We start from the raw sequence: 26,485 nt of genomic DNA on the forward strand, positions 1-26,485 counted from the left end.
CTTTCTGTGAGGAAAGGTTGGGGATTCTCTCGAGGTTTTAAAATGAAAATTATAAAAGCAGAAGTGTTTGTAACTTGTCCAGATCGTAACTTTGTCACACTTAAAATCACAACTGAAGAGGGTGTTTACGGGATTGGTGATGCAACACTTAATGGTCGTGAACTCTCAGTGGCTTCTTACTTACAAGATCATTTATGTCCGCAATTGGTTGGCATGGATGCTTCTAGGATTGAAGACATTTGGCAGACATTCTACCGTGGGGCATATTGGCGTAGAGGCCCTGTAACCATGACGGCTATTGCTGCAATTGATATGGCGTTGTGGGACATCAAAGGCAAAGTGGCAGGTATGCCAGTCTATGATCTGCTTGGTGGTGCATCTCGCGAAGGTGTGATGGTTTACTGTCATGCAACAGGACATAGTATTGATGAGCTGCTTGAGGATTACGCAAAGCATCAAGAGATGGGATTTAAAGCTATTCGCGTCCAAGCCAAAGTGCCGGGCATTGCCAGTAACTACGGTATTAGCAAATCCAAAGGGGCAGCGTATGAGCCTGCCTCTAAAGGCATTCGTCCCGATGTGGAATCTTGGTCGACAGAAAAATACTTAAACTTTGCACCTAAGATGTTTGAGGCAGTGCGTAATAAGTTTGGTTTTGATGACCATATCTTACATGACATCCACCATCGTTTGACGCCAATGGAAGCCGCAAGACTGGGTAAAAGTGTTGAAGATTACAAGTTGTTCTGGATGGAAGATCCAACGCCAGCGGAGAATCAAGAAGGTTTCCGCTTAATCCGCCAACACACCACCACACCGATTGCTGTTGGTGAAGTGTTCAACTCAATCTGGGACTGCAAACAGTTAATTGAAGAGCAGTTGATTGACTACATTCGTTCTACTGTTACTCACGCTGGTGGTATCACCCATATGCGTCGTATCGCCGACTTTGCCGCTATGTATCAAGTGCGGACTGGTTCGCATGGCCCTTCTGATATTTCTCCAATTGGTATGGCAGCGGGTCTGCATTTAGATATGTGGGTGCCAAACTTTGGCTTACAGGAGTTTATGGGTTACTCAGAGCGCATGCTGTCGGTGTTTGAGACAAATTGGACGTTTGAAAATGGTTATATGCATCCAAGCAACAAGCCTGGTTTAGGGATCGACTTCAACGAAGAAGAAGCGAAAAAATACCCGTACCAACCCGCGAACCTCCCAATTGCCCGCCTTGAAGATGGCACTTTGTGGAACTGGTAACTTTGCCTCAGCAGCCCTTGTTCTAGGGCTGCTTTTTTTGCCGCAGTGATAGAGAAAATAACATGAAGACGATCGCCAACCATCCATTACCTAGCCAAGTTGTTCAACCCACGTACTCAAGGGATAAGCTGAAATCAAAAATTGTCCATTTAGGTTTTGGTGCCTTTCATCGTGCGCACCAAGCGCTTTACACCGACCAAACCAATCAAGTCGAAGGTTCTGATTGGGGGATCTGTGAAATTAACCTATTCGGGGGAGAAGCGCTGATTAACGCTTTACGTGCACAAGAACATAGTTTTAGCGTGTTGCTTAAAGGGGCGGATGGTACGCAAGCCCATATTGTCCAAGCAGTCACAGAGTCGCTTCATCCTGAGCTCGATGGTTTGTCTGCGGTTCTGGAAAAAATGGCCGAGCCGCAAGTGGAAATCGTCTCTTTGACAGTGACCGAAAAGGGCTACTGTATTGATGCGGCGACCGGAAAATTAGACATTAAGAATCCATTGATAAGTGCTGATCTTGAAAATCCCCATGCACCGAAAACTGCATTGGGCATTATTGTTCAAGCTCTAAAACTACGACGGGAGCGCGGGTTGGGCGCATTTACTGTGATGTCCTGTGACAATATCCAAGAAAATGGCGCGGTAACAAAAGGTGCTGTGCTGGAATACGCCAGTTTGGTTGCTCCTGAGATGCGAGAATGGATTGAAGCAACAGTGACTTTCCCTTGCACTATGGTTGATCGCATTGTGCCTGCTGTCACAGCGGATACTCTGGATGAAATTACGTACATTCTTGGTTGTGAAGACCCGTGTGGTATTGCCTGCGAGCCATTCCGTCAATGGGTCATTGAAGATAATTTTGTCGCGGGGAGACCGAACTGGGATTCAGTGGGGGCAGAGTTTGTTGATGATGTGGTGCCGTATGAAGAAATGAAACTAAGAATGCTCAATGGTAGCCACTCGTTTCTTGCGTATCTTGGTTACTTAGCGGGTTATGAGCATATTTCTGACACCATGCAAGATAATGCGTTTAAACAAGCGGCTTTGGATTTAATGCTAAAAGCACAAGCTCCTTCATTAGAGATGCCGCAAGGGACGGATTTGGCTGCGTATGCCAACATGTTGATTGATCGCTACAGCAATCCAAACTTGAAGCATCGCACTTGGCAAATTGCGATGGATGGTAGTCAGAAAATTCCACAGCGTCTTGGTGGCAGTTTGAGGTTTCATTTACAACAAGGCAGTGATTTTAAATGGTTGGCGACTGCCATTGCTGGTTGGATGCGCTATGTATCCGGCATTGATGAGCAGGGGAACGCCATTGAAGTGAGTGACCCAATGTCTGTTAAACTTAGAGCAATTTGTGATGCTCATGGCTTTAATGCTTCATTGGTACCTGAACTGCTTGCTCTTGAGTCGATATTCCCTGCGGATATCGGTCAGGATAAGCGCGTGATTGCGGCAGTGAGTAAAGCCTATCAATCTTTACTAGATAAAGGTGCGCGTCAGACAGTGGTTGAGTTAGTGACGGAGTAAATGATGAAAGATTTTCTGTGTGAAGACTTCTTACTTGCCAGCGATACCGCACGCGAGCTGTATCACGATTACGCGAAAGCGATGCCAATCTATGATTATCACTGTCACTTAAATCCTAAAGAAGTGGCGCAAAATCGACAGTTCGATAACTTAGGGCAAATTTGGCTTGAAGGTGATCATTACAAATGGCGAGGTATGCGCTCAGCAGGTGTACCCGAATCATTGATCACGGGTAAAGAGACATCGGATTACGACAAGTTCAAAGCGTGGGCGAGAACCGTACCGCAAACCTTGGGTAACCCGCTTTATCACTGGACACACCTTGAATTGCGTCGTCCATTTGGGGTAACAGGCAAGCTGTTTGGCCCCGATACTGCAGATGAAATTTGGCACGAGTGCAATGAGTTACTGACAACGCCTGAGTTTTCTGCACGTGGCATTATGAAGCAGATGAATGTGGTGATGGCAGGAACGACTGATGATCCTATCCACTCCCTGGAGTACCACAAGGCGATAGCTGATGATGACAGTTTTGATGTAGAAGTAGCACCAAGTTGGCGACCTGACAGAGCGTTTAAAATTGAACTTGAGGGCTTTGTTGAGTACATGGCGCTACTGGGTGAAGCTGCAGATGTTGAGATTGTGCGATTTGCTGATTTACTTCGCGCACTAGAGCGCCGCCTTGAGCACTTTAGCGTTCATGGTTGTCGTGCTGCTGACCATGGTATTGAGATCGTCCGTTTTGCGGCAGTACCTACTGAAAGCACGCTAGACAATATATTAACACGTCGTTTAGCTGGTGAAGCTTTATCTGAACTTGAGATTGACCAGTTCTGTACTGCGGTACAAGTTTGGCTAGGAAAACAGTACGCACAACGTGGTTGGGTGATGCAACTGCACATCGGTGCTCAGCGAAACAACAATACGCGCATGTTTCGCCAGTTAGGGGTTGATTGCGGGTTTGATTCTATTGGTGACCGTCCGTTTGCACTGCAACTTGCATGTTTGATGGATGCGATGGATGTAAGTAATGAGCTACCCCAAACCATCCTGTATTGCCTAAATCCGCGTGACAACGAAATGATTGCGACCATGATTGGTAACTTTCAAGGCGGTGGTATCGCAGGCAAGATCCAATTTGGTTCTGGTTGGTGGTTTAATGATCAGAAAGATGGCATGGAACGCCAAATTCAACAACTGTCTCAGTTGGGGTTACTGAGCCAGTTTGTTGGAATGTTGACGGACTCTCGTAGTTTCCTCTCTTATACTCGCCATGAGTATTTCCGCCGAATTCTTTGTAATACGGTGGGGCAATGGGCTGAAAGCGGAGAAGTGCCGCGTGATATACCTATGCTAGGCAAAATGGTGCAAGATATCTGCTTTCACAATGCAAAGCGGTATTTTTCATTGTACCCGAACCAGTGATAACGTTCTGAATCCTTCATTTTGAAGTCACGTGAGTATAGTCACAAGAGCAGTATTAACACTGCTCTTTTTTGTTTTCGAGATTTTTCTTTTTTGAGCTTAAATAGCGAAATAGGGAATCACTAATGAAAATCCAAGTAAATAAGTCGACTTTTACTCGTATGAATGCCAGACAAAAAATAGCGCTATGCTACGGCGTTGTAACTTAAATTAGCTGGCTTTACTCGTTGGTATTTTATCTATTCTTCTAAATTAGATATGCATGAAAAACGTGTTTCAATTGCTCACGAAAATCTTCAAATTGCAATCTTTAATTTTTTGCTAAGTCATCTGGCATCTACTTTTTATCTCGATTTATGAAGCGGTTTTTACCAGATTCTACGCTGGCAAGTTGAGCTTTGGTTGATTGATATAAATTTAGAGATTGATTTTAAAGTGTTGATTTATAAAGTTAAATTTATATTTAATGTATGAGTTTATAGCGATTGCACGCTCAAATTACCAAAAAGGCTAGCTGGATCTTTGTGTTAATATTTTGGATAGATTCCCATGTTGAGATAAATAAATTATTTTTATCGACATGGTCAAATCGACTAATCGTAATATTTGATTTCCTAGTGAATGAAATTTATTCCTTAAATCTGCATTTTTGTCTACATTGATGCCGCTATTTGTGGCATATTTACATGTCATATTAACCATCTGGATAGTAAACGCCTTTTCACTAGTCAAATGGTTTTCAAATTTATATCAATATTTACGTTCTTTTGTAGCGGGCTGTTGCCTACACGGTATTTAGCTAGCGGTCATTAGGCGGTAAGAATCTGCGTTCAGTTGAATTTTTTCAATGGAGATTAAATGAACAGTAAACTTAGGATTGCATCTGCAATTTCACTTGCATTGTGGTTGTCTGGTTGTGATATGTCATCACATGCAGCATCTCAAAACCAAACACCTCCGGCAGTTCCGGTGAACATCATCGAACTAACAAGCCAGCCACAAGCAATCACGATGGAATTGCCTGGTCGCAGTCGCGCGTATATGGAAGCCGAAGTTCGTCCACAGGTTAACGGTATTGTGCTTGCTCGCAGCTTTACCGAAGGTGGTCATGTTGAACAAGGTCAATCTCTGTACCAAATTGATGACGCAACTTATGCAGCAGCACTAATCAGTACTAAGGCTGAGCTAAAACGTGCAGAAGCAGCGTTGGCATCGACGAGTGCAACCGCAAAACGCTTCAAAGAGCTACTAAAAACGAAAGCAATTAGCCAACAAGATTTTGATCAAGCTGAAGCGGCATACCTTGAAGCTAAAGCAAGTGTTGCAGTGGCAAAAGCGGCGATCAACAACGCAGAAATCAACTTAGCCTACACCAAAGTTGAAGCGCCGATTTCGGGCCAAATCAGTATGTCGAGTGTGACACCAGGTGCGTTAGTGACAGCTAACCAAGGTCAAGCATTGGCGAAGATTTCTCAGTTGGATCCGATCAATGTCGATATCTCGCAATCAAGCACCCAGATGTTGCGCCTAAAACAGCGTATTGCCAGTGGTCAGCTACAGCAGCCTGAATCTGCACAAGTTCGTTTAATTCTCGAAGATGGCAGCGTATACCAACACCTAGGTTCAATGAAGTTTGCTGAAGTAACGGTAAATGAAACAACGGGCGCGGTATCACTGCGTGCTGAGTTCCCGAACCCAGACGGTTTACTACTGCCAGGTATGTTTGTACGCACTATCATCACCGTGGGCACCGATCCTAAAGCGATTCTAGTACCGCAAAAAGCAATTACGCGTAACCCTCGTGGTCAGGCGATTGCAATGGTCGTGGATGCCGATAACAAGGTTGAGTCTCGCGTGGTAACAACAGCTGAAGCGATTGATAATCAGTGGCTAGTGACGTCGGGCTTGAAAGAAGGCGACAAGATTGTTGTAGAAGGACTACAGAAAATCCGTCCAGGTGTAACTGTTGCCCCTTCAGTGATCAGCGATGCTAAAGCAAGCTAATAGGGATTTATAATGGCTCGTTATTTTATTGATCGACCAATCTTTGCATGGGTGATTGCCATCATCATCATGCTTGCAGGTTTGTTGTCGATTTTTTCTCTACCGGTATCACAATACCCAACAATTGCACCACCTACTGTTGTAGTAAGTGCTAACTACCCGGGTGCGTCGGCTAAGACGGTTGAAGACTCTGTTACTCAGGTTATTGAGCAACGTATGACCGGTCTTGACCACCTGCGTTATATTGCTGGTCAAAGTGATAGTTTTGGTAACGCAACAATCACGCTGACGTTTAACGCTGAAGCCGATATCGATATCGCTCAAGTTCAAGTGCAGAACAAACTGCAGTTGGCAATGCCGTTGCTGCCACAAGTGGTACAGGCTCAAGGTGTAAGCGTAAACAAGGCCGGTAGTGGTTTCTTGATGGTGTTAGGTTTCGTATCAGAAGATGGTTCAATGGACTCTGCTGATATTGGTGACTATGTTGCATCTAACATTCAAGACCCTATCAGCCGTGTGGCTGGCGTAGGTGATATTCAGTTGTTTGGTGCTCAATACGCGATGCGTATTTGGCTAGATCCACTGAAACTAAACCAGTACAACCTGACTACCAACGACATCATGAACGCGATTCGTGAGCAAAACGCTCAGGTTTCTGCGGGTCAGTTAGGTGCGGTGCCTTCGGTTCAAGGTCAACAGCTAAACGCAACTATCTCATCGTCATCGCTACTGCAAACGCCTGAAGAGTTCAGAAACATCGTGCTGAAGTCTGATACTACAGGTGCAAAAGTCTTACTAAGTGATGTCGCTAAGGTTGAAATTGGCGCAGAGAGCTACATGACGGCTGGCTTCTACAATGGTAAGCAGGCATCAGGTATCGCGATTCAGCTAGCCAGTGGTGCGAACGCCCTAGATACAAAAGACGCAGTACTTGAACGTATGTCTGAGCTGGAAGAGTTCTTCCCGCAAGGCTTAGAAATGGTGATTCCGTTTGATACGACCCCGTTTGTAAGCAGCTCGATTGAAGGTGTGGTAAAAACGCTGCTTGAAGCGATTGTACTGGTATTCGTTATCATGTACCTATTCTTGCAGAACTTCCGTGCAACGCTGATCCCAATGATCGCGGTGCCAGTCGTACTGCTGGGTACATTTGGTATCTTGGCGGCCGCGGGCTTCTCAGTAAACATGCTGACGATGTTCGCGATGGTACTCGCCATCGGTCTTCTGGTGGACGATGCCATCGTTGTAGTAGAGAACGTTGAACGTATCATGTCTGAAGAAGGCTGTACGCCGCTTGAAGCGACGCGTAAGTCGATGGATCAGATCACGGGCGCTCTAATCGGTATCGGTTTAACGCTGTCTGCTGTATTCGTTCCAATGGCATTTATGTCTGGCTCGACCGGTGTTATCTACCGTCAGTTCTCGATCACTATCGTATCTGCGATGGCACTATCGGTACTGGTTGCGATGATTCTGACGCCAGCACTTTGTGCCACCATGCTTAAGCAAGTTGAGAAAGGTCACGCCTATACAGATAAAGGTTTCTTCGGTGCCTTTAACCGTTGGTTCGATAGCTGTACTAACCGTTACGAATCAGGTGTAGCGAGCATCATCAAGCGTACCGGTCGTATGTTCTTGGTATTTATCGCCATCACTATCGGTACGGGTTACCTATTCTTGCGTATGCCAACAGCCTTCCTTCCTGATGAAGACCAAGGCGTAATGTTTGCTCAAGCTATTCTGCCGGCAAACGCATCGCAAGAGAGCACGCTAAAAGTGCTCGATAAGATGGAAAACTACCTAAATACCCAAGAAGCAGACTCAGTTGAATCTGTGTTTACTGTTGCGGGCTTCAGCTTTGCTGGTATGGGTCAAAACATGGGTATGGCGTTTATCAACCTCAAACCATGGGATGAGCGTACTGCGCCAGGAACTGACGTTGAGTCTGTTGCCAATCGTGCGATGGGCGCATTCATGCAAATCAAAGAAGCGATGGTGTTTGCGTTCGTTCCGCCTGCGGTAATGGAGCTCGGTACGGCAGGTGGTTTTGACTTCTACCTACAAGACCGTAGTGGTCATGGTCACGAAGCGCTAATCGCGGCTCGTAACCAAATGCTAGGTATGGCTGGGCAAGATCCAAACCTTGTGGGTGTACGTCCTAATGGTCAAGAAGATGCGCCAATTTATCAATTGCACATCGACCATTCTAAACTGCGTGCGCTTAACCTAAACATTGCTGAAGTGAACTCTGTGTTGGCTTCTGCGTGGGGTGGCTCTTACGTTAACGACTTTATCGATCGTGGTCGTATCAAGAAAGTTATGGTGCAAGGTGAAGATCAATACCGCATGCAGCCAGAAGACCTTGATAAGTGGTTTGTGCGTAACAGCATGGGTGAGATGGTTCCATTCTCAGCATTCGCATCAGGTTCATGGCAATATGGCCCACCACGTCTAGAGCGTTTCAACGGTCTGCCTGCGGTGAACATCCAAGGTGCGCCAGTTCCAGGTTACAGTACTGGTGCGGCAATGACTGACATTGAAAACATGGCGGCCAAACTGCCTACTGGCTTTGGTATTGAATGGAACGGTCTATCGTATGAAGAACGTCTATCAGGTAACCAAGCTCCAGCGCTTTACGCTCTATCAATCCTAGTGGTATTCCTAGTATTGGCGGCGCTATATGAGAGTTGGTCAGTGCCTATCGCGGTAATTCTGGTCGTACCTCTGGGTGTTATCGGTGCAATCGTAGCGATGAACGCTCGTGGCTTGCCAAACGATGTGTTCTTCCAAGTAGGTCTTCTAACCACCGTTGGTCTAGCAACGAAGAACGCGATCCTTATCGTCGAATTTGCCAAAGAATACTATGAGAAAGGTGCAAGCCTGCGTGATGCAACATTGCATGCGGTACGTGTTCGTCTGCGTCCAATCTTGATGACTTCACTCGCATTTGGCCTAGGTGTTGTGCCGCTAGCGATCAGCTCGGGTGTAGGTTCTGGTGCACAAAACGCTATCGGTACTGGCGTACTAGGTGGCATGGTGGGTTCTACCTTCCTGGGTATCTTCTTCGTACCGCTATTCTTCGTGGTAGTAGAGCGCTTGTTTAGTAAGCGTGAGCGTGAAGAGTACCGCCAAAGCAAATTGGAAAAAGCTGAAGCGAAATAATCTTTAGCGAGCAGTACAGTAAAAGGGTCGACAATGTCGACCCTTTTTGTTTTTTGCCGGTTAGCTGAGTCTAAACCGCATCAAGCGTCATAGTGTGTTTCGAGCTGTTCAGCTTTTTGATAAGCCGGATGGCTAGCCAGTTGTTTGCCATAGCGACTGATATTTGGATAGCGCTCTAAGGCATTAAATTTAGCCAAGATATCGACGATAAATGACATCATAATATCGGCGCCAGTGAGCTTATCAGCAACCAAATAACGTTTCCCCGCCAACCGTTCATCAACATAGCTCATTACTTTGTCTAGCTCAGATTCAGCGTACTCGGCAAGGAAGTTAGTGGGCGCGCCGTCTTTGGCAAGAAATACCTTAAGGAGTAAAGGCAAGGCGGCTGAGCTTTCGGCAAAGTGCAGCCATTGGAGATAATCCGTGTGTTCATCTGTGCCTCGTTTAGGCTCCAGTTCATCTTGTGCATACTTGCTGATCAGATACTCGGTAATTGCCCCTGACTCAGCAATGACCATTCCATCCTCTTCGATAACTGGAGATTTCCCGAGTGGGTGAACGGCTTTTAGCTCGGGTGGAGCAAGAAATGTCTGACTGTCCCTTAAATAGGGTGTGATTTGGTAATCGATGCCTAGCTCTTCGAGCAACCAGATAATACGCTTTGAGCGAGATTGGTTTAGGTGGTGTAGGGTGATCATAATGCGCTCCTAAATTGGGTGGTTGGTTTGAACGACTAACTTGCCAAAGTTCTTGCCCTCAAGCAGACCCATAAAGGCTTGTGGCGCATTTTCTAAGCCATCAACAAGGTGTTCACGGTAGTGAATTTTGCCCTCTGCTAACCACGTCGACATATCAGCAGCAAACTCACCATAGCGGTGGGCATAATCATCAAAAATGATAAAGCCCTGCATCTTGATACGTTTAATCAGCAGCTGTCCCATTAGCAGCGACATGCGGTCTGGGCCGTCTGGTAGAGCTGTCGCATTGTATTGAGAAATAAGGCCACATAGCGGGATGCGAGCGCCTGTGTTAAGCAAGGGAAGTACCGCATCAAACACTTTTCCGCCGACGTTCTCATAATAAATATCAATACCGTCAGCACATACCCTCGCCAGCTTCTCGGCAAAATCGGCTTCTTTGTGATCAATGCAGTGGTCAAAACCAAGTTGCTCAACCGCATAGCGACATTTTTCTTCACCGCCGGCGACGCCAATTACTCGACAGCCTTTGAGTTTTCCGATTTGCCCAACCATAGAGCCCACTGCACCGGTTGCTGCTGCGACGACCAATGTATCGCCCGGTTTGGGTTGGCCGATATCTAACAGACCCATATAGGCGGTAAATCCTGGCATTCCCATCACACCGAGTGCGTAGGAAGGATGGGATGGCGCCATCCCCATTTTGATCAATCCTTCCCCGTTAGAGATGCCGTAATCTTGCCACCCCGTGTAGGCTAGCACCCATTCACCCTTGTCAAAGTTAGCGTGGTTTGACTCAATCACTTGGCATACTGTGCCACCCACCATGACTTCATCTAGAGCTACAGGGTCTGCGTAAGACTTCGCATCATTCATGCGCCCACGCATATAAGGGTCAAGTGATAAGTAAACACTTCGCAGTAAGATCTCGCCTGCTTGTGGGCTGGGAATAGGGGCGTCTTCTAAGCGGAAGTTGTCAGGTGTTGGAGCGCCTATTGGGCGAGAGGCAAGTACGATACGGCGATTTGCTGAATCTGTCATCGAGTGTTACTCCTTGTATATTTATCTATCAATATAAAATAGACCAGTCGTCTAGTGTTGAGGCAAAAAAAACCGTCAGACATCCCGAATGTCTGACGGGAGAGTTTATGCTTGAAGCAACTGCTTGGTACTGACCAAACTTAGCTCAAGGTGTGTTTGGTCAGGCATCAGTTTGTTAAGTAGGCTCGCACCTAACCACTGCTGGTACAGTTGGGAAGCAATCTGATTACTGTGTTGTACGTTGATGGAGCCATCTTGGATCCCTCGCTTAATGCAATTATCTAAAGCATTAATGATTTGCGATGCCCCTTTTGCTAACGACATGCGCATCGCCTCTGAGAGGTCTGAGACTTCAGCACTCAGTTTAACCACTAAGCATTTATTTGCGTTGCAGATACCGTCGTTGACTTCCAACCACATTGAGAAATAGTTCACTAGGCATTGATAGGCAGTGAGCTCTTGGTTGTTAAACAAGTGGTCGATTCGTTGCAAATAGTTGCGGAAATACTCCTCGATCAATGCTTCACCAAACTGTTCTTTGGATTTGAAGTAGTGATAGAAGGAGCCTTTTGGAACATCAGCAGCTTTGAGCAGTTCGGATAGACCAACTGCAGTAAAGCCTTTGTTGACGATAAGCTGATAGCCAACCTCTAAAATATGTTGGCGTGTGTCATTCGTTTTAGCATTCATACTATTACCATACATGCCATTAGACCAGTCGTCTAGTGGTTGGTTGTGGTGCTGGTGATCGATAAGTATCAGTGGGGGATTTGAACCACTCAGTGGGTGGATATTGATAGAGATCGCTAGATAGCAAAATGTTTGTGTAAGCTGTTGAATAATTGAAGCTATTGCCTTGTTGGTTTTGTTTTTCCATGCTCCAATAAGTTTTGCGTAATTTAGGAGTTGCAATAAATGTTTGAAGATAATGCTGTATTCGACGAGATAATGGAACTCAAATCGAAGTTTGATAAGGTGATGGACAAACTGTCACTCACTGATGCGGATGTGTCGGTCATATCAGCTGAATACGCGCAGTTAAAAGCGCAAGTCAAAATGAGACTGAACGATCTGCAATGTACTGCCAATGCGACGAGTGATGAGAAAACTTATCTGTTGCCCGCTTTAAGAGAAGTGCATCATCATTGCGTTGCGCGAAGCAATACCCAAAACCGTCAAGACTTGTCGTCCTCTCTCAACGATGCGCAAGATTTCTTGAGTCACTACCTCAGCCAAAAACACTAGCTGGTTAAAGGGGCGTAGGGTATGCCGAATCTGTTGAAATGACGCATCAGCCCCTAGTACAGTATGAGTCTATCTTTCTTAAGAAGGACGCATGCGTTAACCATGGATACCAAACTGAGAGCATTTTTGCCAGCAGACTATCATCAATTAATCACTTGGATTGATAGCGATGAGCTCAACTACTTATGGGGTGGACCGGCTTTCTCGTTCCCCCTTACCTCCGCACAGTTGAGGGCGCACTATGACAACCCTGATATCCATGCATTTATGTTCGTTGTCGATCAAGTCAATGCCGGTTATATCGAGCTTTATCAAGAGTCTTTGAACAGTTTTCGTATTTGCCGAGTTTTTGTTGCCACAGACTTTCGTGGGCAAAAACTGTCAGCGGTGCTGCTCAATCAATTAATTGAAAAAGCGCAATCTGAGTTCCATGCCACTTCGCTTTCTTTGGCGGTGTTTTCGCACAACCATGTGGCTAAGTGTTGCTACCAATCATTGGGGTTTCGCACGACTGCTATTAAACAGGGTATTCGCCACTACCAAGGGAAAGCGTGGGATCTGGAAATTATGCAAAAGAACACCCTTAAGTGACGGTGTCACAAAATCTATGCAAAGACCCCAACTTAATTAATCACAATGGCTGGCTGCTTCGAGTAAATGTGGTGTATTGAAGAGCGCCTGTAAGGTTTGAATAAACTGGCCGACATGCAATCCATCCATCAGACCGTGGTGGACTTCTAGGGAAAGGGGCATGCGCCAACCATCGCTGTGCTTAGTCAGTTTGCCAAACGCCATTTTAGGTACGCTATCTGGGAACTGGGTATCACGAGCGTGGCTCATACTCGTAAAATCAACCCAAGGTAACACCGTTAAGTGAATGGTGTTTTGTCGCATCTCCTGACCAATAAACTGTTCCAAAATAAATGGGGTATTTTTTACACGCTGCTCGGTCTGAGTCGCGTGGTGACAAAAGTCTGCAAAGTTGGCTTGATAAGGCAGATCGCAAAAACGCACGGTGTCGTCTTGTGCAAGAATAGCGACGCTGACACACATTGGAGAATAGATGCGAACTTCGCCATCGACTAAACGAGTTGCCATCGGCTGACACTGATTGAGGGCTTGCTGTGTCAGGTAAAGGTATGCATGGAAAAAGCGATGTTGGTGTTGCTGACAATATTGATAAAGCTCTGTGACATCAATATTGCTACAAATGTTATACCAAGGATGACTAAACTGTTGATAAAACTTGAAGTGTTCAGCGCGCGCCCATTGGGCGACATCCAGCACTGTATAGGCCATTTTCTAAGTCCTTATGCTTCTGAGGTTGCTAAGTGGCAACATCAGTTAGCTTGGGTGGTATTCGGTATATTGTTCTAGCGTTTGCTGAAGGTGTTCTTTAAGTAACGTCAGCCTCGCGGTATTGCGTAGCGAAGGCAGATAAATCATATAAAGATCAACTTCTGGCAATTGGTAATCCGTCAGCACTTGGACCAGTCGACCGTCATTGAGCGCATCGTTTACCTGAAATATGGGCTGCATGGTAATGCCCGCCCCTTCAATGGCTGCACTCATCATTGCTTGCCCGCTATTGATGGTCAGTTTAGATGAAACTTCCGGTTTAAAATACTGTTTTCCATCATAAAAACTCCAGTTATGGTTTAGGTAATGAAGGCCGGATTGCAAACATTGATGCTGGCTGAGTTGATCGGGATGAGTTGGGGTGCCACTGCGTTGTAAATATTCAGGCGAGGCACAAACGATCATCTCGAAACTACGCAGTTTATGTGCAATAAGATTTTCATAACCATCAAGTTTGTCGCGGAAAATGACTTCAAACCCATCTCTTTTGATGTCGGGGAGGCGGTTGTCGACCACTAAATCAATTTCCAACTTTGGGTAGCGCTGCATAAAACGCGCAAGGCTGGGCGCAAGGACTTTGATGCCGACATTCACACCGGTACAAATCTTCAATGTACCGCTAGGTTCATTCATATTGCGGTAGATGTCTTCTTCTGCGGCTTTGAGCTCGGCAAGAATGGTGAGACAACGTTGGTAGTAGCGCTCGCCCGCCGCTGTGACGCTTTGAAATCTCGTTGATTTAGCCAGTAGTTTAGTTCCAAGGCTCTCTTCCAGTCCTCGAACGTGTTTACCGACCATTTGTGCACTTATGCCACGCTCTTCGGCGACGGCGGCGAATGAGCCGAGTTGAACCGCGCGAACGAAAATTTCCATGCTAGTAATTCGATCCATACCGCCTCCACATTAACAACTAAAAAGAGTGTTTCTTTGTACTAATTAGAAACTGTTAGTTGTTAGTGTAATCACTTTATGGATATTTATCTCAATAATAATTGCGACTAACATCACATTGAATTGTCCCCTATGACCTCATATCACCCTATCAATCTGCAAGAGGCGTGCATTGCATACTGCTATTCCCCAAGAAATTGCCATCGGAGATATCTATCTGCCACCGCTTTTGGTTGCCAGTGTTCTCGGTGTCATTTGTACCTCATTAACAACTCGTTTATTTAACCGCCTGCGTTGGCATCGATATGTTGTGAGTCCGCCACTGGTCGAGTTATCACTGGCGATAATTTACACCGTACTGATTGGTACATTTGTTTTCCCTAGTTAAGGTTAGAGAGTAGAAAAGTGAAAAAGCGAGTTTTTGCTACCAGTTTGATCGTGATTTCGGCTTTAGTGGCGATAGGCTGGAAGTATCAGCAGTATCTGACGAACCCTTGGACACGTGATGGGCAAGTACGGGCGCAAATTGTTCAGGTGACCCCAAGAATTACTGGTCCCATCATTGCCATTCACGTCAGTGACAACAGTGAAGTGAAGGCCGGACAACAACTGTTCGAAGTGGACCCTCGTACCTATCAGGCTGCGCTCGCGAAAGCCCAAGCCAGTCTTGTTCAGGCAGAAACCTTGCTTAAGCGTGCAACCGATGAATCTCATCGCGGTCACTCATTGGCGCGCAAGCAGCCGGGGTCAATTTCACAACTGATGCTGACTCAACAAGCGAATGCGGTGGAATCAGCCAAAGCGGGCGTGATGGTGGCAAAAGCGGCTCTGGAAGAGGCGAAGCTCAATTTGAGTTTTACCCAAGTAACGGCACCGGTGGATGGTTATATCACCAATTTAAATCTACGCATTGGCAGCCAAGTCGTTGCTAACCAACCAGTAGTGGCGTTAGTGGATAAAAATAGTTACTGGATAGAAGGCTTTTTTAAAGAGACTGATATTAACGATGTGGTCGCGGGAGCATCGGCGACCGTCAATTTGATGTCCTATCACGGACAACCACTCTCTGCCAAAGTTGATAGTATTGGTTATGGGATTGCCCACAAAGATGGCAGCACGGGTGTCTCTTTACTCCCTAACGTCAACCCAACCTTTCAATGGATTCGACTTGCACAACGTATCCCGGTGCGCATTCGTCTCACCTCTTTGCCTGCCAATATGCAGTTGAGAGTCGGCTCAAGTGCATCAGTGATTATTCATAAAACTCCGCAGATCGACTTAGATTATCTGTTGGATAGTCTTTAGGAGCATGTCCATGATAGGCATTCGTTATCGCCTGCCATTAAAAGTGGCGCTCGCACTGACTTTAGCGATTGTTTCAGCATTGTGGCTAGGCTGGGAAAAACCTTATTGGGCGGCATTTTCAGTGGTTGTGATGGCGGTGACTGAATCGACGGGGCATTCGCTCAAAAAAGGGCGTCAGCGGATTATCGGAACGCTGTTTGGCGTACTCGCTGCGTTTGTATTTATCGGCTTATTTGCCCAGCAGCCCGTTGAGCTGATTGCTTGCTATAGCCTATTTTCTGCGGTGTGTGTTTACCAGCAAACGAATGTGCGTAATGGATACGCATGGTCGATTGGCATGATGGTTGCGACTATTGTGATGGTGATGGGGGGCTTGTCTGGTGAGCAGACATTTACTATTGCCGTGCTACGTATCCAAGAAACTCTGCTGGGCGTTTTATGCTTTTCGTTGGTGTTTAGCTTATTGTGGCCGGTTTCAAGCCGTACGCTCTTGTTGGAAACCCTGCGTAGTTACTATCAGCAACAAGCGACGATTGTCGGGCAGATTTTGTCTGATTTGGAAGAGACGAGTTCACTGCAACGTGATTACTCATTAGGGAACAGTATCAAGCGCTTAAGTCGATTACAGGATTTGATCCAAGCGGCGATGGCCGATAGCTACGAGTTGAGCAGTAATTCGCTGAGGTGGCAACAATTGCTAAAGCAGCAAAACCAATGGATATTGCTTTGTGGGCATTTGTATGAGGCGACTCGCCTGCTCAATGCGCCGCTTAGTGCAAAGCAAAAAAACGCAGTGAGTGGGGTGTTGCAGCATTTGCAACAGCGCGCGCAAAGTGCTTCTGAATTGCTGAGCCATCTACTTGAACAGGCTTCTTGGGAGGAGAGTGCATATTGGCTCGATAAGCGGGTCAACCCAGTCGCTCAATCGATAGACTTGCCCCATGATGGAGAGCAAGAAAACCAGTCGCATGGTGCATTGGGCGCACTGGCGAAGATCCTCAGCCAAATGGACGAACAGCATCAGCAAATGCAAGCGACGCTGTTTGCGGCACTGGGTTTAGAGTCATGTTGTACAAGCGATAACCTCTCGGACCTTGCGGTGTCTGTCCCCACAACGCAGCCGGATCTTACGGTGTCTGTCCCTGTAAGAAAAGTGCCTGTCCCGACAAGAGTATGCCATTGGGTAGCACTGGATCCAGAGAGGGTGATTCATGTGCTGAAGTTCTTGTTGATGCTTTGGATTACCATTGCCTTGTGGCTTTATGTACCTATGCCAGGTGGACCGATGATTGTGCTGTTTGGTGGCGCATTTGGCGCGGTTATTCTTTCGATGCCATTTGCGAGCACACGCTCTTTGCTGTTCTACATGCTTGGATGGGCAGGTGTGGTGCTGTTGCAGTACGTATTCGTTTTACCTCATCTGAATGAAGTGTGGCAATTAGCGGGTTTCTATTTCATCAATAGTTTTGTCATTTGGTTTGTGTTCTATCAGCCTCAACAGATTTTCCACCGCCTACTTGGAACAATGAACTTGGTATTGATGACCAACAGTGCGATGAAGTTAACCCCCAGCTACGATATTCAATACTCACTGCAAATTCTTCTGCTGTTTTCGGTGGGTATGCTGGTGATTTTTTTTATTAATCACGGTGTTTTCTCTGCCAACCCAGAACGTGTTTTTCTGCGTCAATTGAGTCATTTTCGCCGCAGTCTACAAGCGAACTTAGACGGTCTGTTGAGTCGGCATAAACGTCTACATATCGGGATTGTCAGCCCAGTTCCGGTTGCGCATATCGCGAGCGCAGAAGCGGCAATTAGTATGATTGATTGGTCGATGTACCCTGAACTGGAAAAGGGTGAAGCAGAACAGCTGATCGCGCGTGCATACAGCCTTTGTTTACATTATCGAGCTTTCAGTGACAGCTACGCTCAGTGGCAAAGTTGTAGCTTTCATTCTGGCATTGATAGCTTGGTGCAGAGTTCGATTGAGGAGATGATAAGGCTGCTGAATAAGAGCATGATTTGTGAAGATAATTGGCAGCATGCCGTCGCACTGCGCCACCTACAGTTACGCCTCAAGTTATACCGTTATGGGTTAGATCATCACTCGCCACTGCAGATTACCTTTAGCCAGCAACAAGCGGATTTGAGTTATCAGTTACTGGTATCCATGCAAATTCTGCTTGAGTCATTGCAGCAATTGCAGCAAGAGACCAGTGGTAAGCAGTTTTATGCTTTACGACTATCACCGTATGCGATTTAAACAACACCGCCCATCGTTTTGATATTGTTGATAGGTATCAATTTGAAGTGGAAATTTGCAGTTTTGCCATCAATTGTTGTCGAGTTAGTCACAGAAATTCTTTAAGATTGTGCTCTCTATTGATTCGTTAGCCATGGAATTTCACATGTATAAATTGGTTGCCTTAGATATGGATGGCACACTGCTCACATCGAAAAAAGCCATCAGCCCTCGCACCAAGCAAGCCATTCAAGCTGCGCGTGAGAAGGGCGTTGTTGTTGTGCTTGCCTCTGGTCGTCCGCTGGAAGGTATGCTGAACTCATTAACTGAGTTAGAGATGAACTTAGAACAAGACTACGTGTTGAGTTACAACGCGTCATTGGTTCAACGTGTGGCGAGCAAAAGCGTTATTCGTAAGCAAATTCTTACTGGCTTAGATGCGAAAAATATCGCAGCACTTGCTCGTGAGTTGGGCACTTATGTGCATGCGTTCTCTCCTCAGCGTGGGTTGATCACCGAAGAAGATAACCCGTACACCAAACATGAGGCTGATATTAACGGGGTGACTAGCCATGTTTGTGATTTTGCAGAGCTTGCCGATGATGAAGAGATCATCAAAGTGATGATGGTCGCTGAAGCGTCTGTCCTTACAAATGCTATTGCTCAATTACCGCAAGAGTTGCACCAGCAATACACTGTGGTGCAAAGTGCGCCATTCTTTCTTGAACTGATGAATCCAAACAGCAACAAGGGCACTGGTGTGGCGATGTTGGCTGAGCATCTTGGTATTGATGCCAGTGAAGTTATCTGCGTCGGTGATGCTGGTAATGATCACCATATGATTAAGTACGCGGGGCTTGGTGTTGCAATGGGTAATGCGACAGACGACACCAAAGCGCTAGCCGATCATATTACCTTAAGTAATGATGAGGATGGCGTCGCGGTTGTGATTGAAGATTTTATTCTTAACGCCTGATTAAGCGTTTCTCTTATATTGAAAAAATGGCTATCCACGTTGGTGAATAGCCATTTTTTTATGTTGGACTTAAATTTTGTCATTCTCTTGCTTTCGCGCACAAGACTCAAACTTTGTCATTCCACGCGAAGGCGGGGAATCTTGGTTTTGGTTTTTTTGATTCGGTGACTTAGTGAGTAGGTATGTCCCGCTCACTAGTCTGCCGTTGTCTTTCTTCTTGCTGTAAGCGATCCAATGACTCTTTGTCTTGCCAAAGAGTCCTCAGAAAGGCGCTTTTAGTTTTGCTAGTATTATTCAGCAGTCGCCGCTTTATCCTAGTTATATGCACTTCACTTCCCATTTACGGCACTTCGTCGCAAAGACACTTTTGACCTGATAACTTCATTTACTATTTCTTCACTAAACAACGACGTTAATATAAAGGGTTATAAAATGGATCAAGCAATGCACACAACCGAGCAGCAAAAACATGTCGTCGCTCAAGTAAAAAAAATCAAACAGTTTTACTCGCATTTAACTAACTACTTGTCGGTTGTATGCCTATTGTTTGTTATTAATTTTGTGACTGGCACTGAGGATATTTGGGCGATTTATCCAGCCTTGGGTTGGGGGATCTTTATTGTTTCACATGCGATTAAGGCATTTGAGCCGTTTAACTTCTTAGGTTATGACTGGGAGAAGAAAGAAGTGGAAAAGCGTTTAGCTAAGCTCAATAAATAACCAGTCATGATTCGTTAGGTAGGTATGTCCCGCTTACTGAAATGGTAAAGAAATCGATCCCTATTAGCTTACTAGAAGGGACATACAGCATCGCTAAGCTAAGAATACATTTAGACTAAAAGCGAGATTTCCACCTTCGTGGAAATGACAAAGGTTGTGCAAATGGCAAAGTTGATGAAAATGACAAAGGTGATGAAAATGACAATAGAGAGATAAATGATCCACCTCCGATATTTACAAATTAGCCAATAAGATTCTCATTTACTGAAACTGCCACCTCGAATCATTGCGATCCTTGTGTAACCATGAGCGCGTTTGAAGATAGGCTCTTCAATGGAATATTCAGTGTGATTACCCAAGTGCCGATTAAAGGAAAAGGCTATGGATCTTATTGCGATATCAAGTTTCGTTTTTCTGGCGGCACTGCTAGTGATTTCTCCAGGCCCTAATGGCGTATTGATTGTCCGTACTGCCACATTGTATGGCTCGAAGGCTGCTTATTTTAATATTTTGGGTTTTCTGGGCGCGTTCTATATTCACGGCACACTCTCCATCCTAGGAATCTCTTTATTGCTAGTGCAGTCGGCGCAAGCTTTCTTGGTGTTTAAGGTGCTGGGGGCTGCTTATCTTTGTTGGATGGGCGTTCAGTCAATTCTCTCCGCAAGGAAAAAGCCGATAAGTATCGATACGGATCTCAAAGAGGTCAAACGCGAGCTTTGTTTCAAAGATGCATGGCTGCAAGGGTTTATTACCAATGCGCTTAACCCTAAGGTTTCGATGTTTTATCTCGCTGTTTTCCCTCAGTTTATTTCATTAAGTCAAAGCCCTCAGAATGCTTATGTGCTGGTTACATTACATGCGTGTGTTAACTTCTTGTGGTTTGCTGGTGTGATCACTTTGCTGTCTAAAGTTGGGCAGAAAATGCGACAAGGAAGAGCAAATCACTGGCTAAAATCGATTACCGGTGTGGTTTTTGTCGGCTTTGGACTTAAACTACTGTTTCTAAAATCGTTAGTAAGTCATTAGGTTTATTGAGTTGGAGTGATTGAATGAGTGATCAATACAACAATGAGGTCTCAAAGCATTATGCGGCTTATCGTCCGCCTATCCATCAACGTATTCTTGAGCTGATATTGAAAGATCGAGAAACATCCGTTTTGGGTTTGGATATTGGTTGCGGTACAGGTGTGTCTACTCAGGCACTTAGCCCATATTGTGCTGAGGTTTTGGGTGTCGAACCTAGTGAAGCAATGCTTAGTCAAGCCCAGCAGGTGTCAAACGGGCGTTATTTGCAAGGCGATGGTGAAACCATTCCGCTCGCAGCATCTTGTGCTGATCTCGTTACGTTTGCTGGCTCACTCTATTATGCGAAGTCTGCTGCCTTGGTTGAAGAGTTACGCCGAGTCACAACAGATGGTGCCTTGATTGTGGTGTATGATTTTGAGGTGCAGTTGTCAGGGTTTATGCAACAATTGGGTATTGAACTGCCTTCGAGTTCTTCAGGTTATGACCACGAGATTAACTTCAGTGATTGCCAACAGATGAAGCAGTGGCGATGCGAGCAACTGCGGGTTGAGCTGACTTTAAGTAGTCAGCAACTTGCTCATGTTTTGTTTTCATCATCGACACGATATCAGTATTTGCTGGAGAAGTTTGGTCAGCAAGAGACTTTTGAACGGGTGTTAGATGCACTAAACCAAGTCTCGGACGAGCATTTGGTGTCAGTGGACTGCTATTTCTCTACGTATTCTTTTGCCGTTTAATCAGATGCATGAGCCCAGCGTGTTCGCTGGGCTCTCTTCTTTTGGGGTGAGTGCGTGATTGTTATGCGCCAATAATACCGCCATCTTTACGGGTGATCATAATAACCGAGGAGCGTGGAATGGCATTTCCCCCTTGAGGAAAGTGAGAAGGTGCAAGGTCTTCCCCTGGGTGCTGGACGCCGACGAACATGGTTTTGTAATCTGGTGAGAAGGTCAAACCGGTAATTTCGCAAGCAATGGGGCCGGTTAAGAATCGACGGATTTCGCCAGTCTTTGGGTCGCTACAGAGCATCTGGTTGTTCCCCATACCTGCAAAGTCACCCTCATTGGAGTATTTGCCATCCGTTTGGATCCACAAACGACCCGCTTTATCGAAGCCGATGCCATCAGGGCTATTAAACATATTGTCTTTATGGATGTTGTGACTGCCTGCCATTAGGCTCGTTGGATGAACTTCTGGGTTGCCAGCCAATACATAGATATCCCACTCGAAAGAGTCTGAGCGGTGATTGCCTTGGCTAGGACGCCAACGAACAATATGACCATAAGGGTTCGTTTCACGAGGATTGACCACATTGAGTGGTTGTGACTCTTTAACGCCTCGGTGCTTGTTGTTGGTAAGGGTGCAAAACACCGATTGATTGTCTGGGTGAACCGCTACCCATTCAGGTCGGTCCATGGTGGTTGCGCCAACTTGTGTTGCTGCAAGACGAGCAAAAATCAGTACCGATGCTTGATCTGGAAAGCCGTTTTCAGGTGTTAGACCATTTTTCCCCCAAGTAAGTTCTAGCCACTGACCTTGGCCCTTTAACTCTCCCTCTGTACCAGTAAACTGAGCCACATACAGCGTGCCCTCTTCGAGTAGATCACGATTAGAATCGGCTCCCGGTCGGTATTGGTTCTTTGAGACAAACTTATATAAGTGTTCGCCACGTTCATCATCACCGAGATAAACGACAACATGCCCGTCTGAGTTAATCGTCAGTGCTGCATTCTCGTGTTTAAAGCGCCCAAGAGCGGTGCGTTTTTTAGGTGTCGAGTTGGGGTTCATTGGGTCAATTTCAACTACCCACCCATGGCGGTGCGGCTCGTTGGGTTCTTTGGCAATATCAAATCGCGCTTGATGTTTATACCAATCATAGCCGCGATCGGTGTTATTCAAACCGTAGCGAGCGTAGGTGTCACCCAGTTCTGTTTCAGCGGTATTGGCAAAGTATCCGTTGAAATTCTCTTCACAGGTAAGATAGGTGCCCCATGGGGTTTGCCCGTTGGCGCAGTTGTTAAAAGTGCCGAGTACTCGCTTGCCAGAAGGATCGGCTTTGGTTTTAAGTTGAGGATGGCCAGCAGCCACACCTGATATATCCATTTCTGTATTGGCGGTGATGCGACGATTGAGACGCCCCTCTACATTGACCTGCCATTTACCGTCGAGTTTGCTCAGCTCAACAATGGATACGCCATGTGCAGCTTGCGCTTTAAGAGCATCATCAGCGGTAATTTGCTCTCCTTGATGAGGATAAAGGTACTCATTGTTGGTGTATTCGTTATTAACCACGAGCACCGCACGTTGCTCGGATATTGGGAAGAAACTCATGCCATCGTTATTATCGCCGAACTGCATGGCTTGAGCCGCGGCGTTGTTGTTTTGCGCAAACTCGGGAGCGCCTTTAACAACCGCATCTCCCCATGAGATAAGTACATCAGCTTGATAGCCTGATGGCACTTCAATGTTGTCAGCGGTAGAAATCGCGATACCTTCAAAACCCAGTAAGTTGGATTGACTCGGAAGACTCTTTGCTATTGCTTGACTGATTGAACTGGAGGCAAAAAAGCCAACGGTGCCCGCTGCTCCCGTGACTTGTAAGAAGCGGCGTCTTGACATTGCCGCCTCAACAAATTGGTTAAATTCAGGTTCGTGTTCAAGAGGGCGTTGATCTGGGGTTGGCTTCGCGCGCATCGCATTGACATCCTTTTGGCTGTTACCCAATAGGGTAGAGGTTATTGTTATCAGAGGCGTATGATGCGAGTGGAATATGACGAATTAATTACAAGTTTTTAACAAAAATATGACTGCGATGGTGGCTCGATATCACGAGAGAAAAGCGCCATCGTCAGGCGCTTCTCTCTATTTGGTTTTATTTAACGTTAAAGAAGTTGAGCATTTGCTGTTGAGACTCTGACAGGTTAGAGAGGTCGTCTGACGCCTGAGAGAGTCCACAACTAGGAGCATCTTCAATTATGCATAGATACACACTTGATTACGGCCGTTTTTCTTTGCTTGGTAGAGTGCGTCATCAGCATAGCTCAATGCCGTCTCCATTTTGTCATTGCTGGCAAAATTGGATATACCAATACTCACCGTAATATTGATATTAAGGTGTTTGATGAAGAAAGGGGCTTTTTCTACTGCAATTCGAAGTTTTTCACAGATTTCCTTTGCTTGATATTGGTTTAGATCTGGCATGAGCAACATAAATTCTTCACCACCAGTTCTAGATAGAATGAATTCACTTGTGGTGTGGGCTGCACACAACTTGGTAAATTGTACTAGCACCGCATCGCCGATGTCGTGACCATAAGAATCATTGATATTTTTGAAAAAATCGATATCAAAAATGGCAATTGATCCTGAGGTGTTCTTCTCTTTTAGTAAGTTAAACCTATACTCAAACCCACGTCGATTAAGTAAGCCTGTGAGAAAGTCACAGTGGGCTTCATGTTGTAAGTCGTGACGCTGTCTTTCTGCAGCTTGGAACCTGCGAAAGTACGTGATTGCAGCCCAAACAAGCATTGCTAACAATGACAAGGCGGCAAATATCACCAGCCGAGACGCAAAGTTACCATTATTGGTGAAGATATAAATGTCCCATTTTGTGTTATATAGGTTTATCACACCATGGTGAGAATACTTAGTTGCATTTCCTTTGTTAGCAATTACCTTATCTTCTTGGGTATCGCTGTCTGGGTTATAGCCGACTATTGAGTATTGGTTTATATCGCTTTCGTCTAATGACTTTTCCACAATGTCCAAAATCGTGTCTAAATAAACGATTGATGAAGAGAAGCCGATAAACTCTGAGTCATCTGTAATACCTTTACGTAAGATAAATGCTTGGCGTTCATTTTGGACCAATGTAACAGGGCCAATAATTGTCGTTTTTTTATGGTGAATTGATTCGTCAGCACCACGTTTTCGTCTAATGTCGAGTAAAACGTTATGCCCAATCGCAAGCTTGTGTTCTACATAGGGGGATGCGTACTTAACGATACCTTTAGGTAAGTAAAGTAACGCATCGACATTTGTGTAAGTGGATAATAACTTTTTACTTAACTGATCAAACTGTTGCTGACTGAAGGTGCGGTCTGTTGACAGTAAAACCATCTCTTTAAGCACTTCTGAAGTAATGAGAGCGTCATCAAAGGTGGCTTTTATCTCTTTATTGAGTTTGTGGACAATACGAGTTGCGCGTTCTTCGTGTTCTAGGGCGTTCAGTTTTATAGCAAGCAACTCAGTAATAGTTATTATTGATATAACTGTTATTATTTTTATTGTTCTGGTCAATTGCTTGTTCCCCAGCTAATTTTGTAATCTCTTTTATCCCTACCTTATTACAACGATCCATGTTGATGATGTATTTCTCTTTAGAATTCGTCTTTGGGTTTTTCGCTGTATTTTTAGAAAGACAAATTATACGCATAAATAATCACCGTTCTATTATAAATACAATTGTGATGATTAAAATTTTTTATTAGTGCGGCAACTCCATTTATCGATCGAATAGATTGATCGAGACGATCGAAACTCTTAATTAAAAATTTTGATCGAAACGGAAAAATTAAATTCTCAGAGCAGATTTATCGCTTTTTAATCAATGGTTTGTGAGTGATTTTTATACGAGGGAGTGTAAGTTGTTGTAATTTATAAATTTAAATCTGAGAGTGGTCTCATTATTGAGAATTTGATTCACTTTTAGATACAGGAGTCAAAGTCGTGTTCGCCAAGAACAGTTTTGATTATGTGGGACGAATGTTTTCTGTGTGAGAGTCTTGCTTTATGATACATCGAGAACAAAGAGAATCAGCTTTAAGGTTAAGTAATGAAAAAATTAGTTACAGCGTTAGCATTGGTCGCTGCGCTTTCTGGCTGCGAAGATGCCACCAAGGCGATTGATCAAGCGCAAGAAGCGGCCAATAGTGCCGTTGATAGCCTCCAAGAGAAAATGGAATCGTTTGATACGAGCAAACTCAACCTAGAGCAGTTTGGTGATGCGACAGATTCAGCCAAAGAGTTTGCCGAGTCTGTTGAAGACGCAATGCATGCCGATTTTGCTAACCCTGAGGCGTTGAACAAGGTTCAAGATAAGATCGCCAACACTTATAACTGCTTGATAGATGCCACGTCTGAGTCCACGGCAGAAAAGTTACTGGATAAAGTGTTAAGCGCAATTGGTAGCCAAGAAACACAGTCGGTGATCGAGAAAGGCATAGAGAAAGCCAAAGCGGCTCAAGAGTGTGTGATGTAAGCGCATAAAAATAACAAAAAGATAGGCCTGCAGGTGAAAGCTTGCAGGCTTTTTTTTTGCTTTTACTCATGGTGACGGATTGTTTTTTCTTAGGTCATTTTTTACAGAACCGTACATCATTCTTCAAAAGGTAAAATTAGCAAAAATTGGCTAAAACAGGGTGTTAAGTTATATCCGATTTTATCGCGTTTATTTTAACTTAAGTTGCTGATTTTAATTTTATTTAATCTAAACCTGTCAAGTATGAAAAGCACCAATTATAAGGTTTGATTTCTTTTGGTAAACTCACTAGTTTACTTTTTGTTAATCGCAAGATATTATTCCGATCTCTCAAGT

The 26,485-nt window shown here is 45.1% G+C and carries 22 protein-coding genes; 15 read left to right on the forward strand and 7 right to left on the reverse strand.

Going from position 1 to position 26,485, the window contains the following annotated elements; all coding sequences use genetic code 11:
* Nucleotides 1-42: 42 nt before the first annotated feature.
* From manD to GZK95_RS15200, 5 genes are all read left to right on the forward strand, one after another.
* Nucleotides 43-1,257: a D-mannonate dehydratase ManD gene (gene manD, locus GZK95_RS15180; RefSeq protein WP_075714151.1), complete on the forward strand. Its 1,215-nt coding sequence runs from the start codon at nt 43-45 to the stop codon at nt 1,255-1,257.
* A gap of 62 nt (nt 1,258-1,319) precedes the next feature.
* Complete coding sequence (locus GZK95_RS15185; RefSeq protein WP_075714153.1) at nt 1,320-2,792, forward strand: mannitol dehydrogenase family protein; 1,473 nt, start codon at nt 1,320-1,322, stop codon at nt 2,790-2,792.
* A gap of 3 nt (nt 2,793-2,795) precedes the next feature.
* Nucleotides 2,796-4,217, forward strand: a complete 1,422-nt coding sequence (gene uxaC, locus GZK95_RS15190) for a glucuronate isomerase (protein ID WP_075714155.1) — start codon at nt 2,796-2,798, stop codon at nt 4,215-4,217.
* Nucleotides 4,218-5,075: 858 nt separating this feature from the next.
* A complete protein-coding gene (locus GZK95_RS15195) occupies nt 5,076-6,221 on the forward strand; it encodes an efflux RND transporter periplasmic adaptor subunit (RefSeq protein WP_075714157.1) in 1,146 nt (381 codons plus the stop codon).
* A 12-nt stretch (nt 6,222-6,233) separates the two neighbouring features.
* The gene (locus tag GZK95_RS15200; RefSeq protein WP_075705824.1) at nt 6,234-9,383 is read left to right on the forward strand and encodes an efflux RND transporter permease subunit; all 3,150 of its coding nucleotides are present in this window, start codon (nt 6,234-6,236) and stop codon (nt 9,381-9,383) included.
* Between the two features lie 80 nt (nt 9,384-9,463).
* On the opposite strand, the gene GZK95_RS15205 is transcribed toward GZK95_RS15200, so the two are convergent.
* The 3 genes from GZK95_RS15205 to GZK95_RS15215 form a co-directional block, all read right to left on the reverse strand.
* On the reverse strand, nt 9,464-10,084 hold the full coding sequence (locus tag GZK95_RS15205; RefSeq protein ID WP_075714159.1) for a glutathione S-transferase family protein: 621 nt from the start codon (nt 10,082-10,084) through the stop codon (nt 9,464-9,466).
* A gap of 9 nt (nt 10,085-10,093) precedes the next feature.
* Nucleotides 10,094-11,125: an NADP-dependent oxidoreductase gene (locus GZK95_RS15210; RefSeq protein WP_075714160.1), complete on the reverse strand. Its 1,032-nt coding sequence runs from the start codon at nt 11,123-11,125 to the stop codon at nt 10,094-10,096.
* A gap of 105 nt (nt 11,126-11,230) precedes the next feature.
* A complete protein-coding gene (locus GZK95_RS15215) occupies nt 11,231-11,815 on the reverse strand; it encodes a TetR/AcrR family transcriptional regulator (protein WP_075714186.1) in 585 nt (194 codons plus the stop codon).
* 225 nt (nt 11,816-12,040) lie between these two features.
* Between GZK95_RS15215 and GZK95_RS15220 the strand changes: the two genes are divergently transcribed.
* Together GZK95_RS15220 and GZK95_RS15225 are read left to right on the forward strand one after the other, a co-directional pair.
* Entirely contained in the window at nt 12,041-12,370 is a 330-nt protein-coding gene (locus tag GZK95_RS15220; protein ID WP_075705828.1) for a hypothetical protein, read from the forward strand.
* Between the two features lie 102 nt (nt 12,371-12,472).
* Nucleotides 12,473-12,961, forward strand: a complete 489-nt coding sequence (locus tag GZK95_RS15225) for a GNAT family N-acetyltransferase (protein ID WP_075714162.1) — start codon at nt 12,473-12,475, stop codon at nt 12,959-12,961.
* A 36-nt stretch (nt 12,962-12,997) separates the two neighbouring features.
* On the opposite strand, the gene GZK95_RS15230 is transcribed toward GZK95_RS15225, so the two are convergent.
* Together GZK95_RS15230 and GZK95_RS15235 are read right to left on the reverse strand one after the other, a co-directional pair.
* A complete protein-coding gene (locus GZK95_RS15230) occupies nt 12,998-13,669 on the reverse strand; it encodes a CatA-like O-acetyltransferase (RefSeq protein ID WP_075714164.1) in 672 nt (223 codons plus the stop codon).
* Nucleotides 13,670-13,714: 45 nt separating this feature from the next.
* A complete protein-coding gene (locus GZK95_RS15235; protein ID WP_075705831.1) occupies nt 13,715-14,620 on the reverse strand; it encodes a LysR family transcriptional regulator in 906 nt (301 codons plus the stop codon).
* A 172-nt stretch (nt 14,621-14,792) separates the two neighbouring features.
* On the opposite strand from GZK95_RS15235, the gene GZK95_RS15240 reads away from it, so the two are divergent.
* From GZK95_RS15240 to GZK95_RS15270, 7 genes are all read left to right on the forward strand, one after another.
* On the forward strand, nt 14,793-15,008 hold the full coding sequence (locus GZK95_RS15240; protein ID WP_197740185.1) for a DUF1656 domain-containing protein: 216 nt from the start codon (nt 14,793-14,795) through the stop codon (nt 15,006-15,008).
* 17 nt (nt 15,009-15,025) lie between these two features.
* Nucleotides 15,026-15,925, forward strand: coding sequence for an HlyD family secretion protein (locus tag GZK95_RS15245; protein ID WP_075705832.1), 900 nt, complete (start codon nt 15,026-15,028; stop codon nt 15,923-15,925).
* Nucleotides 15,926-15,935: 10 nt separating this feature from the next.
* A complete protein-coding gene (locus tag GZK95_RS15250; protein ID WP_075714166.1) occupies nt 15,936-18,188 on the forward strand; it encodes an FUSC family protein in 2,253 nt (750 codons plus the stop codon).
* A 145-nt stretch (nt 18,189-18,333) separates the two neighbouring features.
* A complete protein-coding gene (gene yidA / locus GZK95_RS15255; protein ID WP_075714168.1) occupies nt 18,334-19,143 on the forward strand; it encodes a sugar-phosphatase in 810 nt (269 codons plus the stop codon).
* 432 nt (nt 19,144-19,575) lie between these two features.
* Complete coding sequence (locus tag GZK95_RS15260) at nt 19,576-19,863, forward strand: 2TM domain-containing protein (RefSeq protein WP_225623967.1); 288 nt, start codon at nt 19,576-19,578, stop codon at nt 19,861-19,863.
* Between the two features lie 381 nt (nt 19,864-20,244).
* Nucleotides 20,245-20,889, forward strand: a complete 645-nt coding sequence (locus tag GZK95_RS15265; protein WP_075705835.1) for a LysE family translocator — start codon at nt 20,245-20,247, stop codon at nt 20,887-20,889.
* 23 nt (nt 20,890-20,912) lie between these two features.
* Nucleotides 20,913-21,626, forward strand: a complete 714-nt coding sequence (locus GZK95_RS15270; RefSeq protein ID WP_075714170.1) for a class I SAM-dependent methyltransferase — start codon at nt 20,913-20,915, stop codon at nt 21,624-21,626.
* A 61-nt stretch (nt 21,627-21,687) separates the two neighbouring features.
* Here the strand turns inward: GZK95_RS15270 and GZK95_RS15275 are convergent, their stop codons facing one another.
* Together GZK95_RS15275 and GZK95_RS15280 are read right to left on the reverse strand one after the other, a co-directional pair.
* A complete protein-coding gene (locus GZK95_RS15275; protein ID WP_075714172.1) occupies nt 21,688-23,583 on the reverse strand; it encodes a PhoX family protein in 1,896 nt (631 codons plus the stop codon).
* Between the two features lie 279 nt (nt 23,584-23,862).
* Nucleotides 23,863-25,188 (reverse strand): sensor domain-containing diguanylate cyclase, encoded by a 1,326-nt coding sequence (locus tag GZK95_RS15280; RefSeq protein WP_075714174.1) that lies wholly within the window; start codon nt 25,186-25,188, stop codon nt 23,863-23,865.
* A 535-nt stretch (nt 25,189-25,723) separates the two neighbouring features.
* Between GZK95_RS15280 and GZK95_RS15285 the strand changes: the two genes are divergently transcribed.
* Nucleotides 25,724-26,149, forward strand: coding sequence for a hypothetical protein (locus tag GZK95_RS15285; RefSeq protein ID WP_075714176.1), 426 nt, complete (start codon nt 25,724-25,726; stop codon nt 26,147-26,149).
* The last annotated feature ends 336 nt before the right edge of the window (nt 26,150-26,485 follow it).

Origin of the sequence: Vibrio panuliri, from assembly GCF_009938205.1 — a bacterium.
Taxonomy (GTDB): Bacteria; Pseudomonadota; Gammaproteobacteria; order Enterobacterales; family Vibrionaceae; genus Vibrio; species Vibrio panuliri.